The sequence below is a fragment of the Kitasatospora sp. NPDC058046 genome (assembly GCF_042885595.1).
Lineage (GTDB): Bacteria > Actinomycetota > Actinomycetes > Streptomycetales > Streptomycetaceae > Kitasatospora.
The window spans coordinates 42,555-60,306 of the sequence record NZ_JBHVRS010000025.1; the positions used below are offsets into that span (position 1 = coordinate 42,555).

General features: G+C 68.7%; 11 protein-coding genes and 1 pseudogene. 6 read left to right on the forward strand and 6 right to left on the reverse strand.

Annotated elements, in window-relative coordinates:
* Positions 1 to 210 precede the first annotated feature (210 nt).
* From ACFVU7_RS36665 to ACFVU7_RS36685, 5 genes are all read right to left on the reverse strand, one after another.
* The gene (locus ACFVU7_RS36665; RefSeq protein WP_388049880.1) at positions 211 to 1,197 is read right to left on the reverse strand and encodes a 3-oxoacyl-ACP synthase III family protein; all 987 of its coding nucleotides are present in this window, start codon (positions 1,195 to 1,197) and stop codon (positions 211 to 213) included.
* Positions 1,198 to 1,724: 527 nt separating this feature from the next.
* On the reverse strand, positions 1,725 to 2,726 hold the full coding sequence (locus ACFVU7_RS36670; protein WP_388049882.1) for a hypothetical protein: 1,002 nt from the start codon (positions 2,724 to 2,726) through the stop codon (positions 1,725 to 1,727).
* A 152-nt stretch (positions 2,727 to 2,878) separates the two neighbouring features.
* Positions 2,879 to 3,379 carry a hypothetical protein gene (locus ACFVU7_RS36675; protein ID WP_388049885.1) on the reverse strand — a complete coding sequence of 167 codons (501 nt, stop codon included), beginning with the start codon at positions 3,377 to 3,379 and terminating at the stop codon, positions 2,879 to 2,881.
* A gap of 88 nt (positions 3,380 to 3,467) precedes the next feature.
* A complete protein-coding gene (locus ACFVU7_RS36680) occupies positions 3,468 to 4,163 on the reverse strand; it encodes an HAD family hydrolase (RefSeq protein ID WP_388049888.1) in 696 nt (231 codons plus the stop codon).
* 125 nt (positions 4,164 to 4,288) lie between these two features.
* A complete protein-coding gene (locus tag ACFVU7_RS36685; protein ID WP_388049891.1) occupies positions 4,289 to 5,362 on the reverse strand; it encodes an MFS transporter in 1,074 nt (357 codons plus the stop codon).
* 754 nt (positions 5,363 to 6,116) lie between these two features.
* On the opposite strand from ACFVU7_RS36685, the pseudogene ACFVU7_RS36690 reads away from it, so the two are divergent.
* Positions 6,117 to 6,626 (forward strand): annotated as a pseudogene (locus tag ACFVU7_RS36690) (transposase); the annotation flags it as partial.
* A gap of 126 nt (positions 6,627 to 6,752) precedes the next feature.
* On the opposite strand, the gene ACFVU7_RS36695 reads toward ACFVU7_RS36690, so the two are convergent.
* On the reverse strand, positions 6,753 to 6,950 hold the full coding sequence (locus ACFVU7_RS36695; protein ID WP_388049894.1) for a hypothetical protein: 198 nt from the start codon (positions 6,948 to 6,950) through the stop codon (positions 6,753 to 6,755).
* Between the two features lie 750 nt (positions 6,951 to 7,700).
* Between ACFVU7_RS36695 and ACFVU7_RS36700 the strand changes: the two genes are divergently transcribed.
* The 5 genes from ACFVU7_RS36700 (at position 7,701) to ACFVU7_RS36720 (ending at position 17,279) form a co-directional block, all read left to right on the forward strand.
* Complete coding sequence (locus ACFVU7_RS36700; protein ID WP_388049897.1) at positions 7,701 to 8,471, forward strand: hypothetical protein; 771 nt, start codon at positions 7,701 to 7,703, stop codon at positions 8,469 to 8,471.
* Positions 8,472 to 8,830: 359 nt separating this feature from the next.
* Complete coding sequence (locus ACFVU7_RS36705; RefSeq protein ID WP_388049900.1) at positions 8,831 to 8,983, forward strand: hypothetical protein; 153 nt, start codon at positions 8,831 to 8,833, stop codon at positions 8,981 to 8,983.
* A gap of 5 nt (positions 8,984 to 8,988) precedes the next feature.
* Positions 8,989 to 9,180: a hypothetical protein gene (locus ACFVU7_RS36710; RefSeq protein WP_388049903.1), complete on the forward strand. Its 192-nt coding sequence runs from the start codon at positions 8,989 to 8,991 to the stop codon at positions 9,178 to 9,180.
* A gap of 1,044 nt (positions 9,181 to 10,224) precedes the next feature.
* Positions 10,225 to 13,851, forward strand: a complete 3,627-nt coding sequence (locus tag ACFVU7_RS36715) for a hypothetical protein (protein ID WP_388049906.1) — start codon at positions 10,225 to 10,227, stop codon at positions 13,849 to 13,851.
* A gap of 2,534 nt (positions 13,852 to 16,385) precedes the next feature.
* Entirely contained in the window at positions 16,386 to 17,279 is an 894-nt protein-coding gene (locus ACFVU7_RS36720) for an AAA family ATPase (protein ID WP_388049908.1), read from the forward strand.
* The last annotated feature ends 473 nt before the right edge of the window (positions 17,280 to 17,752 follow it).

Below are 17,752 nucleotides of genomic sequence, written 5' to 3' on the forward strand. Positions count from 1 at the left end.
CGTCGCCGAACGCGACGACCTGCTGCTTCATGTGGGCCGACTAACTGTCGGATGTCGAGACCCGCCGTCCTGACCGGTGTGACTCGCGTGATGGTGCGCAGGGCAGCGGGTAAGAACACGATCGCACCCCGTGGGTTGACTACTGCGGACCCCGTGTCACTTCCTCCCGGACATGGCGCGCTCAGCTGCCGACAGTTCTTGAAGCGGTGCTCAGTCGACGAAGTCGGTGCCGTCGCACCAGCGAAGGACCGAGCCGGCCGTGGTCCATCCCGCTCCGAAAGCGGCCAGGAAGACGGTCGTGCCCGGGACGAGAAGTCCTGTGTCGATAGCACGGGCCGCTGTCAGCCCCACCGACGCAGATACTGTGTTGCCCAGGTCCTGAACCGTCGTGCAGGACTTCTCCGCCGGCACGTCCAGTGCCGCCAGCACGTTCTCGATAAGCCGCAGGTTCGCCTGGTGCAGTAGCACCAGATCGGCCTGCCCCACGGTGATTCCGCTGCCGGCCTCCAGGTCGCGGATCAGGGCAGGGACCCGGCTTGTCGCGAAGGCCTTGACCGCCTGGGCATCCATGGTGAACCCGTGCAGGTCCTGGCCCGTCAAGGCGAGTCCTTCATAACCTGCGGGGTCGGTACGAGAGGATCCGTAGAGTAGGCCGGTACCCTCCCGGCACTGCCGCAGTAGCCAGCAGCACGCCCCGTCGCTGAAAATCGTCGCGGCCAAGGCCAAGCCCTCGCCCGGACCGATGTTGTCGAAGTCCATGAGGGTGCTGTTTGCCTCGGACTGTACGACAGCAACCGTCCCGGCGCCTGACCGGACAAGGCTCTCGCCGAGCTGCAGTATCTGGACGGCACCCGCGCACCCCGCACCCACCACGTCCACTGGGGCCATCCGCAGGTCCAGTCCCACGGCCGCGATCAGGTCCGACCCAAGGCCTGGCATCAACCGACCCGGCGTCGTGGTGGAGGTCACCAGCGCATCGATCTCGCACGGCGCGATGCCGACCTTCTTGCAGGCATCCAACAGCGCCTTGGCAGCCATCGTCGTCACGTCCTCACCCACGCCGCAGTGACGCCGCTGCTCGATCCCGAGCCGCTCGCGCACCCACGCATCGGACAACCCGGTCGCCCGTTCCAGGGCAGCATTCGGGACAACCCGATCGGGAACGTAGGATCCGATGCCAAGAATCCCTGCGTTCATCGTTGCTGACTTCCCTCCATAACAGTTCGCACGTGGACCTGTTGGTTGTCACCCGGTCCGACTGAAAGTGGCGACACCACATCCGCCAATCACCGAGAAGGCGAGCACCGACCGTTCCTGACCCATGTCCCAATCCTCATCGCACGGTAGGACCGCGGCCCCTGCCGTCCCATCCGGATCCTGCTCCAAGGACCTTCGAATGCCGCCCTACGGAAGGCCGCCCCCAGGTTCCCGCCTCGCGGGACGCGATTGCGGGCGCCGTGCGGCAGTGGGCGCTGCCGTCTGGCGTCATGAGCGACAGCACAGCACCGACAGCCTGAGCGCCCCCGACCTGTTGTCGACGCACTGCGCTCCGACGTGTTCTTCGCCGTCCCCTTCTCAGTCACCACCCCTCGCATACAAGTGCCGCATCAATCCCGCAGACGGTTGTTCTCCTTGGGAGGCTGCCGGGCGGTGCCCTGCGGCGCCTGGGGTACGGGCGTGGCTCCGATTCTGGTCGCTGGGCAGGAAGCAGGTCGAGTTTCCTGCTACCAATCGCGGTTGCGCAGTTTGTCGAGCTGGGCGACCTCGGCGGTGAGGTCGGTCTTGACCTTGGCAAACTGGTCGGCGTGGGCGTTGATAAGGGCGTTCTGGCGGTCGGACTCAGCTGCGAACCAGATGCCGATCAGGTTGGAATCGCGTTTGCAGGCGACATCGGTGAGTGCCTGGGCGATCTCGGCGGTGCTGGGTGCCGCGTCGTCGAGCGAGGTCGCGTTGTCGGTGGCGTGCAGGGGGTCGGTGAGGTCGTAGCCTCGGGATTTCATGCAGGAGGACCAGGCGGCGACCGCGGCGACGACCTTGGTGTCGGTCTGGGATTCGGTGAACGTTTGCGCCTTGATCTCGCTGACGAGGCCCTCTCCCCCGCTGGCGGGTCCGCCGGGGCCGCCAGCGGCCCCGGGCATCAGTCGCTCCAGCTCGGCAACGCACCCGTGCTCGGGCAGTGCCTTACCGTCGAACTCGGGGGCTCGTGCTCCGGTCTTGGGGTCTGTGCCGGTGAGGACCATCCGGGCCCTCTCGTTCATCTGCCCTAGCGTCGTCGGCTCACTGGCCGGGCTGCCCTCGCCGGAGCGGCCGGTAGCGGGAGTGTGGTATCCCCAGGCACGGGCGGTCTGCGTGTCCGCGACGCCGTAGCGCCGGTTCAGAAGGCCGTACATCTGGCTGTCGGGGGCCGGCTGCGGCGCGACCGGGTAGTCCTGACCGTAGCGTTTCATGCATGCCCCGGTGGCCGCCTGACGTACCCAGTCGTAATCGGTGGCCTGCTTCGGTGTCAGCATGTAGGTCTCGATCGGCAAGTGCAGCCCCTCGACGCCGTTAGTGACGGTCGGCGTCGGCACAGGATCGGACGGGGCCAGCTGCGAGCCGGCGCAGTTAGTGAGCGCGAGTACGGCGATCGAGAATGCCGCTGTCGTCTGGAGAATGCGGCGGGTCCACGGATGTTCTGCCCCGAAGTCGGTGTTGCCCGCCGCAGTTGTTGTGTATGAGATGGGCACGGTTCTCCACATTGTAGGAAGGGCACCGCCGAGGACCGGCCCGCAGTGGGGCACGTGTCGGTCCTCGGCGGAGTTCGGGTGGGAATCCGCGTCGTGTTCAACCGGTCTTCGGCCTCGCTGGCGCTGCCTGCGTCCGGAAGGCGGGATGGTGGCTAGTTGCAGTAGATGCCGGCCCACTCGTTCTTGTTCTTGAGCGCCGTGGTGAGGTTGCCGCCGCGGTAGGGCGGCACCCAGTTGACGTCCCCGAGGGCGCCGTAGTTCGCGTAGACGCCGAGGTTGCAGCCCGCGCTGTTCTCGACGGACGCCGCGTTGTGCAACGTCGGTTGTCCCGCCCCGCGCGAGCCGTAGGCGTCCGCCTGGAAGTACCCGTAGGGCGCGGCCATGCGGTCCTGCCGGTAGTTCGACTTGTAGACCGCGCCCTCGGCACCGGAGTTGTAGTAGAGGCACCAGAACGTGGCGGAGTCACTGCCGGTGGTGCAGCGCCACGGGTCGCTGTACGTGTTCCAGCCGCTGATCACGCTGACCGAACTCGCGTGGGCGGCCGTGCTACCGGCGACCACACTGGTGGCGGCGACCGCCAGGACTGCGGCGCCGAGAGCCATCTTGTGGGCCGTCGAGGTGGCGTAGGTGCGGATGGAGGTGGCGATGGTCATGGTTGCGTCCTTGTATGAGGTGTCGTTTCGGAAAGGGAATCGCCTGAGGTGGCTGTCTGCTGGGCCCTGGTGCCGGGTCCCAGACGCCTCAGGCTGCGGCGCCGACCCGGGCCATCGGCCGAGTCGGCGACGGCTTGCGCAGCGCCAGGTCGATGGCGTCTGCCAGTGTGTGCACGACGGGGGCTCCGGTAGCTGTGAGTGCGGCCTCGCAGTGGGATCCGCCGGCGTAGAGGACGACTGCGATGCCGGCTTGTTCGGCGGCGAGGGCGTCGTCGGCTGAGTCGCCGATGGCGACGATCTGCTGCGGGGGCAAACCGAGGTTCTGCACGTGCCGGCGCATCGCGGCGGCCTTGGTACCACCGGTGGGGCCACGGCGGCCCTCCGCTAGGCGGAACAGGGTACCGACGCCGTGGTGGGAGAGCTCGGCGAGAAGGTGCTCATGGGTGTGCAGGGACAGCAGGGACTGGGTACCGCCGCGGGCGATCCACGACAGCAGTGCGGCACGAGCTCCGCCCATGAGGTGGCTGGTGTGCGGAAGGTGGCGCCGGTAGCTGGCCTGGTAGGTGTCGTCGGCGGTCAGCCATTCGTCGCGAGTGAGCGGCCGGCCGAGAAGCCGGGCGTAGAAGTCGGGGACGGGCACGCAGTAGGTGTCGCGGTACTGCTGTATGTCGATCGGCGCGATCTGGAGCCCGGCCAGCGACTCGTTGACGGCAAGCAGACGGGCCTGGTTGTCGTCGAGGATTGTGCCGTTCCAGTCCCAGACACAATGCCTTCGAGGGGTCATGGGTTCGGGTTCTCTCTTGTTAGGTGGCAGGAAAGATTGCAGTGGCGTGTCAGGAGCTGGGGCGTGTCTGCGGTGGGCGGCACAGTCGTTGGCCCGGGCACACGGTGGCGGCTGGGTCTGCCGGTTCAAGCTGTGTTCGGCACCGCACGTGCTGCCGCCGTGAGAAGCCAGAGCAAGCGGGCCAGGCCGCCGGCCGCGGCAAGCAGGGCCAGGGCGTAGGAGGCGAAGGCCCCGTGATGGTCGGCCAGAGGACCGGCGAGTGCCGTCCCGGTGGCGCTGCCGATGCCCACGGCGGCCACAAGCCAGGAGAATGTCTCGGTCAGGCAGCCAGGGTCGGCGGTCCGTCCGACGCGTTCGAAGACAACGCCCAGCAGCGGGCTGAGGCACAGACCAGGTACAAGTGCGAGCAGGGCCATAGCTGTGAGGTTTGGGGGTTCGGCCACCAGCGGTGCCCATCCGAGGGTGAACCCGGCCATCAGACCAAGTAGTGTTCGGTCCCCCACTCTGCTGCCACGTCGACGGCTGGAGATCAGGCCTCCCACGCAGCTTCCCGCACTGAACGCCCCAAGGAGGACCCCCGCACCGCTGGGATCACCCAGTCTGTCGGCCCAGGCCGTTCCCGCGACTCCATGCGCTCCCAGGGCCATACCGACGAGCAGGAGGACACCGGCGATGCCTCGTAGCTCCCGTGAGCGCATCGGGCCCATCCAGTTCGTCGGCCCGGTAGGAGGGGGCTGCCAGGCGCGGGATGGCGCTGACGTGGTCATCGCCCATGTTCCCGCGACACCGAGGGCGGCGATCAGCATCAGTGCGGTCCCGGGCCCGGACAGCGCCACCGTTGCGCTCACCAGGAGGGGTCCGAAGGCGAACAGCAGGGACTGCGCGGCGACATCGAGTGAGAACGCCGCGGTCTGCAACCGCTGGGGAACAGCCTGCGACCACAGCACTCTCAAGGATCCCTCCAGAGGCGGGGTGGCGAGTCCGGCAGCGATGGACGCACCTGCGGTGAGAAGCCGCTGTCGAGGGTCGAGGACCCCGACGGCGATCATGGCTGCTGCGGACGTGATCGCGGCCGCCATCAGCGGGAGGCGCTGCCCATACCGATCCACCAGGCGACCGAGCACGGGCTGGCCGATCGTCGCGGCGAGGCCGTAGAGCCCTGCAACGATGCTGGCCCAGATGTAGCTACCTGTGGCCACCGCACACAGCAAAATGGCCAACGGCGCGGACGCCACCGGAACACGACCTACGAGCGAGGCCAACAGCAGGTACGGAATATTCGGTACCGCGAGTACAGCGCGAACTCCGGCAGGCGGCTGGCACCGAGTTGAATCGGCCTTCGCCGGCCGAAGAGATACAGGCATAGGTGTCCCTGAGAGGGGTTGTCGCATAGCCTCGATTATCCCGGATATCAGAATTGACGGTTCGACAGCGAGATGGAGGCTGTGCGGGCGGATCAGGACGTTTGCGAAGCGGTCTTGGGTGGATTCCGGCGGCTGCGACGGGACCGGACCGGCAGCCGTTGACGGTGGCGTCCCCGCCTCGCCTCCGCCACCAGACGCGCATGCTCCGCCTCACGGATGCGCTCCGGCACGGTGAACTTGGCCATTTCGAGATGAAGCCAGTCCACGACAGACGAACCCTCCTCTTACCAGAGCAGCAGTTGACCGGCCCAGCCATCAGAACTTCTCCGCGGGCCGAGCACCGAAGCTTTTGCTTCGCCAAGGACACTAACCACCGGTGCGGCACGCTGCATTGCGAAACGACGACCATCAGACCAGGAACCCGCATTATGGGAAACGAGCCACAGAGTTCCCGTCCACCGGAATCCGGGCCGCACCCGAGGACAAGTCCCGCGGTGATCAAGAAGACCCTCTCGCAAGTGCCGCTCGCGGTATGGACTCCGCGTCCCCACAAACAGGTCCTGGGCCAAGCCGCAACACGCGGCGGGATGTCCCCGGCACAGAAGCCGCCTCACTGATCGTTCCCGGCCTCGCCGGCTCACTCAGCTCCGTACTCGACCAGCGCAGACTCCTCGCCATCCGCGTCGAGGAACTGCTGGAGGCCCACCCTCTTTCCCCGGTCCTGATCTCCATGCCCGGCATCGGGGTCAGGACCGCGGCCCGCATCCTCATCGTCGTGGGCGACGCCACCAGCTTCCCCACCGCAGGCCACCTCGCCGCCTACGCCGGCCTGGCGCCGGTGACCAGGAGCTCCGGTTCCTCCATACGGGGCGAGCATCCCTCACGCCGCGGCAACAAGCGACTCAAAGGCGCCTTTTACCTCGCCGCGTTCGCGTCGTTGTCCCCGCCCGAGTCACGCACCTACTACGACAAGAAGCGACGGCAAGGCAAGCACCACGTCGCCGCCCTCGTCTGCCTGGCGCGTAGACGCATCGACATGCTCTCCGCCATGCTCCGCGACGGCACCTCGTACGAGCCCCCGGCCGCCATCGCCGCTTGACGAAAACCATACGGGCACGTTGGTGGTGAGGCCCGGCATGTGGGTCAGATCGCGGGGGATCCGGAACAGCACCACGGTGACCCGTTTGCGGGCTTCGGTCTCCCAGCCGACCTGGTCGTCGTAGCGCTAGGCGCGGATGCCGCCGCGGGACTCCGACGAGAACACGGTCAGCGGCAGGTTGCCGTTCCACCGAGCGTCGAGTTCGGCGATCGCGGCCGGTCGCCAGGAATCCACAGGGCCGCCGCTGCGGGGTGTCGGCCCGACGAGGAACACAGACGAGCCGGGCTCGCGGAGCGCCTCGCGGGCCATCACGACGTTGATCACTTCGGTTCTCCCATCAGATCGCGGCTGCGCGCGTGGTGCCAAACGTCCAGGCCAACGGAAGGCGGTCGCCGGCGGCACGGGGTCCGATGTGGACGTGCGCGCGTTCTTCGTGATCGGGGTGTCTCATGAGTCTCGGGCGAGCCGTGAATCCAGCCCGCCGGATTCACTCGATGGGGGGCTTCTGCGGGTTGAGACTGGCAAGCCCGCTCCTGGCCTCGGGGATCAGGGGCGGTTGCTGTGGCCACATGGCGGGCTGCGTTTGCCCGGCGTGTCTTGGGCACAGCTTGTCCGGTGGCTTCGCTCCGGCCGCCGCTGCAGGCATCGACGGCGGCCGGAGTCACTTCCAGATGGCGCGAAACGCCCCCGTCCCCACCCTCCGTCCGGGACAGTTGGCATGTGACTAACCCGCAGGCCGCACGGCATGCCGCTGCCGCATCGAAAGCCTTCTCGCTCGCTCTCCTTGCGCGGGCCCTGCACGAGGAGGGACGTACGGAGGAGGCACGAAACCTCTGCCACACAGTGCTTGAGCAAACGCAGGACTGCGACGACTGCCTCGCGATCTTCCGGTCTGTTTTGCCCCAAGACCGGGCTCCGGCGGTGCCCGGTGCGGAGCCGGGGACAGCAACGGGCGCTGGGCCCGAGCCGGTGGGCGGGGCTGCGCCGACACCAGAGACGCTTCCCGTCGGGGAGGCGGGCCGTCGAAGGTCCGGTGATGATGAGCGCGAGCAGCTTCGGCGGAGGGTCCTTCGGATGGACCGGCATGACGCGGTGTTGTCCATGCTGCAACAGCACGTCGACACGAGCTTTGGCGCGAAGAGGCGGCGGTACTCGCCGGGCGTCTACGCCAGCGAGTTGCACAGTGGCGGGGGCGCGATTGCACTGGCCTTCGCGGGCTACCTGGTAGTCAAGATGCTCGGCCCGTTCGTCGAGGCCTGGGCCACCAAGCTCGGCGAGCAGTTTGGTGAGTCAACAGCCCGTGCACTCGGGCGTATCCAGCTCAAGCCCGACCGCCGGTTGCAGGTAATGATGCTGGGGATCACCGCCCCCCGAACTCCCACCACGACCCTGGTCCTGCCGGCTGAGTTGAGCGAGGCCGCCCAGCTGGCAATCATTGACCTCGACCCTGTGGACGAAAGGGTCTGCGGCAAGACCCTGCACTGGTTCGCGGAAGAGGGGAAGTGGGCCTCACAGGAGGACGTGGAGGCCGAAGCCTTGGGAATCTCCTCGGCCGAGGTCCTGGCCCTGCCCACCGTGGCCACGGAGGAAGGCAGGGGCATCGTCCTGCATATCGCCAGCTTGGGGATCGTCACCGGACAGGCGTACATGTTGTGCACCGACGGGAAGATCTACCTGGTCCCTGACAGCCTGCGAATGTGGGCGGACAACGCCAGAGTCACGGACGAACTCCGCCAACGCCAGGGCAAGCCACCGCTCTTCCCGTGCCAGTTCGAGTTCGGTGTGTTCAACGGTAAGGCCTTCGCTGAATACATCAGCAAGAAGCGTCGATCGTCACCCCGCTAAGCCTGCATCGGTAAGAACATCCATACCGGATCGTGCGCCAATGCCGGATTTCGCCTGGTAGGCGGCGGACGGGTCGTCGGTACCGGCACCGCGAGGGCGGCAAGTTCGACCTGGCGCGGGCGCTGGAGCTCTGGCACTCGCGGTACGCGCATCCCGTACGTCGTCAAGGCCAGCTGGCGGCCTGCTGATGACCCCGCACGCCCAGGTCCTCGCCACCCGCGACGCTTCTGACGGCCGATGCTGCTGTTGGCCGGGGCGATCGCCGCAGGGGTCATCATCGGGGCCGCGCGGACCTGGTCGACGGCGGGCTCGCGGTCAACGGCCGGTTCCCCCCTGCGCGCTGCCCTGGGGACATCGGCATGGCCGAGGGCGGCATGGCCGACCTGGAGCAGTGGATCGATTCGACGGTGTCCTTCCTGGTGCGCAGGGTCGTGGAGGTCACCATGACGCCGAAGCGGATGGCGACGACGGCGCTGACGGGCGCGACGGTGGCCGAGGCGCTGTATGCCTAGTCACGTTGCTGCCCCACGACCAGTGCGGCTCGGCCGGCATCGTCGTCACCTCGTTCAGGTACACCGGCGTCCCGTCGGCGATCGCCCGGAGCTCAAGCAGCCGCGCCACACTCTCGCCCGACAGCACCGGGCTCTCCGGGTCGCACACCGCGTCCTTCGAGTTCACTGCGAACAGCAGCATCTCCATCTCCTCGTGAGGCGTCCAGGAGACGAGAGACAGCAGCGGCAGAGAGCCCGCTCCGACCGTGTTCACCAACCCTAGCGACACGTCATGAGACAGATCTGAACCGCCCCAAGAAGAAGTGGAACACCATCTGCGTGGCGAACATGCTCTTGCTGGTGATCAGGTTCGCGCGTGCGGGTGCTCGGCCATCAGCCCCGAGGCCCTTCGCATCACGACAGCGGTGACCTCCGGGTCGGTTCCGGCATCCTCGACATGAACGCGGGGCAGGACGAAGACATGTCCCGCATGCACACCTCCTCTGCACGGGCGGACCGCGAGGGCGTCCGGCCACTCGCGAACGATGACAGCCTGAACCTCCCCTGCGGCGATGGCGCAGAACGCGCAGTCCTCCACGTCAGCGCCCCCTGGTCCGGACGATCCTGCTGCGGGATCGGGCGATGCAGCCTCGGGCGATCCGCCCGTTCGCGGCCCGTCGGCATCGAGGCGGGAGCCACCTGGGCGGGCCACGCACGTGGCTCGGCACCTCGTCGTCCGCTTCGGGCCGAGGTTCGAGCGCATGTAGCCGGTGACGTCCGTGGTCGGACCGGCCTGCGGAACCAGAGCGCACTCGGCACGGACACGGCACGGGCCACCTCCTTCCGTCGCGAGGGCGCCTTGCAGGATCACGATGCGCATGGCGGTGTACGGCCTTCCTGACACAACGGGTCGTTCGACCGCCGGGCATCGGCGGGAGCGTGCGGTGGGATCCATTCCATCTCCGCGGCCGCGCATCGGGAAGAGCGTTCCGCCTGTTTCATGTTTCCTCTTCGCGGGCCTCCCCTACGGGCCCCGGAGACCGGCCCGGGCCGAGCCGGACGCGTTCGAGCAGCGGTGCCGTGAACGTCGATTCCCTGCCGCCCCCAGGCGAAGGCGCAGCGTCCAGGTGCGCGCTCCGGCTGGGTGGCCGGGCCGCCGGTGTGCCGGGCGGGCGCAGGACGGTGGCGTCAGAATCGGGGCACGGCACCGACGGTGCGCCCGCCCGGTGAGAGCGATGCCGTCCGGCCGATACCGTGGTCCGGTGACTCTCGACGGCATATCCCGCACAGATACCGACCCCGCCCGGCTGGCGTCCGGGTCCCCGATCGCCAAGGCGCTGACTGACCTGGGCGGCAACGGACTTCGGGCCTTGGGGCACCTGCGGGACGCCCGGATAATGCTGTCCGAGGCCGGCCGCTGGGAGCAGCCGTACGAGGCTGTCATGGCGTCGTGCCGGGCGGCCATCGACAGCCTCCTCAAGGAGGCGGGCCGCGAGTTCGAGGGGGTGTTCGACGCTCAGGAGGCCGCGTACCGGGAGCTGCAGGCCTTCCTGGGAAGCGCCGACCGGAAGCCGGTCCGGCCGGCCGGACCGCTGGATGCGCTGCTGGCCGCCGTTGTCGCGGCGGAGGAGATGCCGCCGGTCCTCGACCCGCGGACCGGTCTTGGCGCCGCGGTGGGGAAGCTGCTGGCGGTGCCGGCGAAGTACCGTCCGGATCCGACGGCGGAGTTCGAGGCCGTCACGGCGCTGCTGGCCCTCATGGCGCCGATGACCGCGCTGCCGCCGGCCGGGGCCGAGGAGCAGAAGCCGCTGCTGGCCGCCCTGGCCGCGGTCCGGGAGACGCGCGGGCGAAGCACGGCACGCCGGGCCGAACGGGCACAGGCCGACGGCGGTGATGACCTGGCGGCCCTGCGGGAGGCCTTCGCGTACTGGGCCCGCGAGCGTGAGGACAAGGGCGGCTACCGGCGGCGCCAGATCGAGCACCTGGTCGAGAAGCTGACCCGGGAGGCACCCGGACCGGGTGAGGCCGAGGCGGTCCGCCTGTGGGGCAGGTTCTACGCGGACGCCTCGGGCGTCCTGCACGGCGGGCAGGTCGACGGCGCCGGGGACGACGGTGGTGCCGACGCCGCCCGCGGCCTGCTGGAGGAGATCTTGCTGCATGTCGAGCAGCTCGTCCTGGGCCTGCCCGCGCTGGCGCCCGAACTGCTGCGCCTGGTGAAGCTTCAGGCTCCGTCGGCGGCGGACGTGGAGGCGGTGCGGCGCTGGCACCAGCCGCGTCAGGTCCGGTACTTCTTCGAGCACGCCGAGAGCCCGCTGTGGCTGGACGCGCTGAGCGTGGAGCGGCTGCTGCCCGAGCCTGGCCGGTGGGCCGCTGAGCCCTACCTGCACCGCGTCGCGGGTGCGGATCCGCAGAAGGCGCTGTCCTGGCTGACGGCGAACCTCCCCGCCTTCACCGGCGCCGGCGCCGGGGCGCTCGCCGCGCTGGTACGCGTGGCGCGCACCGTCGGCGCTTCGTCGGCCGGGCTGGTGCGCGCCGTCTCCGGCCAGGAGGCCCACCTGGACGACCTCCTGCGGCACCTCGTGGGCTGGCTCCACGGGATCCCCGCGCCCGCGCGCGACCAGGCATGGGTGGACGTCATGAAGAACGTGCTGCTGCACATGGTGGTGCGGCCCGGTGGCCACCTGTGGGAGATCCAGCAGGGCCTTCTCCAGCTCCAGGCCGTGGTGTTCCCCCCGGAGGGCGAGCAGAACCCGGTCCTGCGGGTGCCGGTCCGCGCGGTGCTGGCCAAGGCGTTCAGAGCGGCACTGGCTGCGGAGGACCGGGATCTACCGTGGGGTGAGCTGGATCTGGTCGGCGATCTGCGGGCGCTCGTCGTCGCTGACGACTTCGGCCCGTCTGCAACCCTGCTCGCCGCCCGCGCGGTGCTCGACTACGCCCGCACCGAGTCACTCCACGGCACGGCCCTTGGGGAACGCACCGCGCAGTGGGAGAAGACGGCCGCCGGGCGGGCGGCCGACCGGCTCACCGCCGTGCACCTGCTGGAGGTCCCGCCGGCGCCGGAAGGCGAGAAGGCGTGGTGGGAGCGGGCGCTCGGCGTTGCCGCCGGTCTCGGCGCGGTGGTGCGGGTGAGCGACGACGTCGCGGACTTCGTCGCCACCGTCGTGGAGCACTGCCCGCACGACGTGCGGGACCGCCTGGAGGCGGTCCTGGCCGACGCCTTCGGTTCACCGCCCGAGCCCGCCGACCTCGCTGCGGCTCTGGAGGCCACCGCCGCCGGACAGTTCGGCCGGCTCGCGCCCGTGTGGTCGGTGGTGCGGGCGTTGTCCCCGGTGCTGCCGGTGGCCGTTCTCGAGCCGTGGCAACCGGTCGTCGACGCACTGAACGGCATCGCCGGAGTGCCGGACCGCCGGCCCGGGCCGGTCTTCCGGGTGGACGGCGGGTTCCTGGACCGGCTCGCCACCGCCGCCCGGGAGGTCGGTGCTCTCGCCACCGCCCAGGGGGTGGGCGTCGCCGCCCGCACGCTCGCGGCCCGCCGCGAGGAGGATCTCTCCGACGGCTACGCGCGCAACGTGCTGGGCCGCGTCGTCGCGGCCGACCCCGTCCTGTGGGAGTCCTGCATCCCGGACGCCGTGGAGGGCCTGGGCGATGCCGGTCTGGCCTGTGCCTACCTAGCCGCGCTGCAGGCGCAGTGCCAGGCCGAGCCGTGCCCCTTCGCCGACCGCGGCACCGCGATCGCCCAGGCCGCGCGCGCCGCCTGGAACCTGCTGCCCGAGGTCACCCGCTCCTGCCCCGACGACCTGGCCGGGCTGGAGCTGACGCTGTGCCTGCTTCTGCGCGATGCGTGGGCCGACGGCCACGGCCTCGACGGGCTGGAGGACGCCGTCGTGCCGTGGCTGATCAGCGCCGTGACCGTGTGGACAGCCCCCACCCGTACCCCGCAGCACCAGCCGCCGGCCGCGTACGCGCATCTGGACGCCCTGATCCACTGGGGCCTGGCCCGCACCGGCGCCGACAGCGAGCTGCCCGAGGAACTCGCGACCCTGCTCACCGCCCTCCTCGACACCGGCGACGACCACGCCCTGGCCGCCATCGGCACCCACCTGCCCGACCTCCTCGAACGGGCACCGCAGTGGACCGGTGACCACCACACTCTCCTGTTCGGCCTCGACCACCCGTCCCGCCCCGTCCTGACCTGGCTCACCCACCAGAGCACGAACCCGGACACCGTCCTGGCGATCGTCCGCCTGCTCGACCGCACGCAGCTCGCCGCCTACCTGCGCGGTGACGACCCGGCCGACCAGGTCGTGCGGATCTGCGCGGCTCTCCTTCTCGCCCGGCCGGAAGAGCTCGGCGGCCACGACTCGTTCCTCGGCCTGGTCGCGGACGGCGACCACGCACCAAGGGCCTTGTCCCGGCTGCTTCACGCGGTCGCGTGGGCGCTGCCCCGCACTACCGGCGCCGCCACCGGTCCGCTGTTCGAGCGGGGGATCGCGATCTGGCGATCCGCCCTCGCTCTCGACCCCTGCGACCCCGCGGCGGTCGAGGGCGCCGGACAGTTCGCGTTCACCGAAGCCATGGACGACACGGTCTGGCTGGAGCTCACCGCGGCCACCGTCGACCGGACCGCGCTCGTGTCCGGCGCCGATGCCGTCGCCCGGCGCGCCGCCCGTCACCCCCAGTCCCACACCGCCCGTGCCATCGTGACCCGCCTCCTGCCGCTGTGCGACGACGCCGCGACCAACGACCTCCCGCCCTACCGGCGCAAGGCGATCGCCGCCGCCGGCATCACCCTGTGGAACGCGTGCGATCCCGAAGGCGCCGGCCGGGCGGAACTCGGCGAAGCCCTGATCCAGCACGTCGGCTTCCTGGAGGCCGCCGAGCGCGAATAGCCTCCGACGTCCACCTGGCCCTGAAATCGCTTCGGCCGAGAGGGGCGGGCCCCGCAGGCCGTCGGCGTAGGCAGGCGTCACCGAGAAGGTACGGGCCGCCCAGTCGGTGCAGCGGATCGATCTGTTGCCCCGGTTCGAGCTGCGCTCCCTGAAACGGACCATCACATGGGCCGGGTTGTTCTGCTGGGCTGGTTCGGAGTCGTTCCAGGGCCTGTGCGGACACTCCGTCGGGAGCGACAGGGGTTCGCGCCACGGTGTACGGCACGGTGATCCGTACGGGAGCTGTCTGGGCAGGCTTCCGGACCGGGCGACCGCCGTTGCCCGACCCGCCCCTGACACACCACGCAGGCCGGGTCTTCTTACACTCACGCCGGGGAAGCCGCGCTGCCGGCCCCAACGGCCGCCAACTGGGGAGACTTTGGCACAAGGTCAGCGGTTGGCGGTGGTGTAAGGGGATGCGGAAGATTGCTGCCTGGATCTTCCACGCCACGACATACGGGCCGTCGCTGTCCTGCATCAGCTCCTCGTGGGTACCGTGCTGGACGATGCGCCCGTCACCAAACACGACGATCTGGATGACGACCATGTCTGCGCGGACCTGGCGGAGGGGTCGGAGCCGTGCCGCTGCCGGTGAGCGGCGAGGTTGGTGATCGCCCGCGCGAGGTCGTAGGTGGTAGTGAGGTGCTGCCAGGCGTGGGCGGTGACGGGTTCGAGAAGCCGCCACTGGCCACGGCCGGTGCGGATGTCCAGGAAGGTGACGGTGCCGTCGTCGGAACGGGCGGTGTAAAGGCCGGTCGTGTGCGGGCCTCCAGGTCCGTGTCCGGTTGGCCGCCGCTCTCCCTCCAGGTGGCGCGGGCATGGGCCGGGTTGTTGAGGCCGGCATCTGCGAGGCGGAATGCCTTGATGACGGGGGCCAAGGTAGCCCAGTGTGCGCGGATCCCGCTGTAGAGGCTGATGGCGAACGCGATCTTGGTGCAGCACGGCAGCAGAAAGTCGGGAATGGCGCCAGTGAAGGCCCGTCCGGTGATCGCCTCGCGGTCGTCACAGCGGCGATGCTGCCATTTGGGAACGGCGTGGCAGACATCGGTGACGCGGGTGTCGAGACAGGGGGAGCATACCGACAAGCGCCGCCAGTGGCAGGCGATCCTTTCGTACTGGGCACTGCCCGCACCCATGAACCCCAGCGCCACCAGCCCAGCAAGGCAACTCGGGTCCACATAGCGGGCGGTGAACGAGACTCGGCCAGCTACAGCGCTGCACTCTCTGGGGGTAAACCACCTGGTGCCGAACAGGGTCGCACACCACGCCACCTGCTAATGCGAGCGAGCACAGGACGGAGCCGAGCCTTGTCCATCAATACCTTCAATCCATGTTGCCGGGGCTTTCGACTAGGCGCTGGCCGGTTTCGCTACGACCCTGCGTAGCATGCGGCAGGCGCTGACGTGCCGGCCGCCACACAACCTGGATGTGGTGGCCGACGCAGTTCAGGCCAGAGAGCGTCGCGAGGACGTCACCGCCGCCGCAGCCGCTCATGCACTCCACCGATACGACAGGTCGGACAGGGGTCTGCCGGCCATCGGGAATGCCCAGCAGACCCAAGAGGCAGGTAGGGGGCTCCGCGAGAGGCAGGCAAGTGTCACCGGAGCCCTCGGTGGCGCCGTTCCGGCAGACCATCATTGAAACCCCATCTACGGCAACGTCTAGACCGACCAGGAAGCCTTGACTCCCCGAGAACAGAGCACAGTCCGTCTTGCTGCACTCCATCAACCGTCAGGCCGCCTCTGGAAACAGAGTCGGCCATCGCATGTCATCGAACGCCAAACAAGTGCAGCACACGCCTCACCCACTTCACGCGGAGACACCTGAGCCACTCACCGTGACCGCTGTGTCCCTGTGTCCCTCCCTGTATCCCTGCCTGTGTCCCATTTAGTGAATTAGTGAAATCCCATCAAGGCGGCGTGTCGCCTTGCAGTTCACCAAACCACATCACTACCCGACGCCTGTCGTCGATCGATCACTCGATTCACAATTTCACAATCTGGGACACAGGGGGGGACACGGGGAGGGACACAGGGACACAGCAATCAGATCGAGTGCCCGTGCGCTCATCTGAGTCGCGGGAGGTGAGGCACCCCTCCCTGCCCGATGGGTCGCGCGTCAGCCTGCAGCGCCACAACGAAGACCGGCCCGCAATTCATCACGAGGCGGCCAAGGTGTCCCGAAAAGGGCGAACTGGGGCCCGACTCCCACAGCTCCGCCTGCAGCTCTGCTAGCGTAGGCACGCCAGCCAAGGCAAGCAGATCCACCTGAGTCGCGATCAGGCAGGCCAGGTCGTGATGTGCGCAATCAACAGGGAGTCAGGCTCAAGGAGTCGGCGAACACGCCCTCACCTGGAGTCGGCGGTCCCTGTGGACCTCACCGCAATGAGGAGCTTTGGCTGGAAGCACGAGATCCAGACATGGAGGCGGCCCTCAAAGGCGCATTCACCGGATCCGCTAGCCACTCGCCCACCGCAAGACAAAGGCACACATCTCATGACCAAGCATCCAGCGGAAGTTGCGCTCCACAGCGTGACCGTCCCCGCGCCCGCCGAGGCGCCTTCATTTGAGAGCGACGGGCGCCCTCAGCCGGCGGAGACGCCGTCCCTCACGCTCCCCGATAGCCTCAATCCTCAGCTGCTGGCCATCATCGAAGGCCTCCAGGAGCCGCTTCGCACAGCAGTGATCGCAGCTATCAACACTGAGGGTGGAGTACGCATCACCGCTGGCAACGCCAAGGGCGGGGTCATGAAGACCACGCTCTCGGTGTACATCGCATTGATCCTCGCACTCACCGGCGAGCCAGTGCTTCTTGTCGATGCCGACGAGACCAACAAGACATGCCTCAAGTGGCAGGCAGCGGTCGGAGAAGCATGGCCGTCTTCCGTCACCGTCGTGCAGTACTCCGGATCCCTCATGACCAAGCAGGTCACGGATCTGATGGCCCGCGGCTACAAGCACCTCGTGATCGACGTCGGCCCCACCCACACGGGTGTCCTCAAGGCAGCCTGGGCGCTCACCAAGCGCGGCATCGTTCCCACCCAGCAGCACGTTGGTGACATCGTGCAGCTCGCGACCACGTTCCAGCTCCTTCAGGAGATGGGTGAGGAGATCGACCTTCACGTCCTCATCGCGCGCTCCTACCCAAGGCGAGTGAGCTACACGAAGGCTCAGGACTACATCGAGGACACGATTCAGGGAGGCAAGCCGGACTTCCCCGCTGGACTCCCCAGCGTCTCACTCCTCGAATCGACCGTCCCTTTCCTTGAGGGAATTGCCGACACCTGGGGCACACTCCCGGACGACTTCGCGTACTTCTCCTCGGTTCTTGCCGAGGCTCTTGGAGTACCGCACGGTGTTCTCGCCGCCCCGGCACGCGGGGAGGAGTAACACCATGGCAAGCAACAGCTCTTCCGGACGTACTCCCAGGAAGCGCGCAGCTTCCAAGGCCGGCGGCGCCTTCAATGCGCTTAACACTCTCTCGCAGTCCGGCCAGTTGGCTTCGATCAACAACACACCGGCACCGCCCTTCGACAACGCGTCACCAGCGACTATTCCAGTCGCAGGCCCCAACCCAGCTGCTCAGCCGCGCGAGGCAGACCTGGCAGCTTCGCTGGCGCCCCAGCGGGGCGGCGAGGAGACAACGCCTACCTCCACGTACCCCTCAGGGCCTGCCTCCACCCAGCCGGCCCCCGCCGCACCGGTCGCCGCACCGGTCGCCGCGACCCCCGTGCACGAACCCGTCCAGCAGGCCGAGCCCGTTCCCGTGCCGGCCCCCGCCGCACCGGTCGCCGCACCGGTCGCCGCGACCCCCGTGCACGAACCCGTCCAGCAGGCCGAGCCCGTTCCCGTGCCGGCCCCCG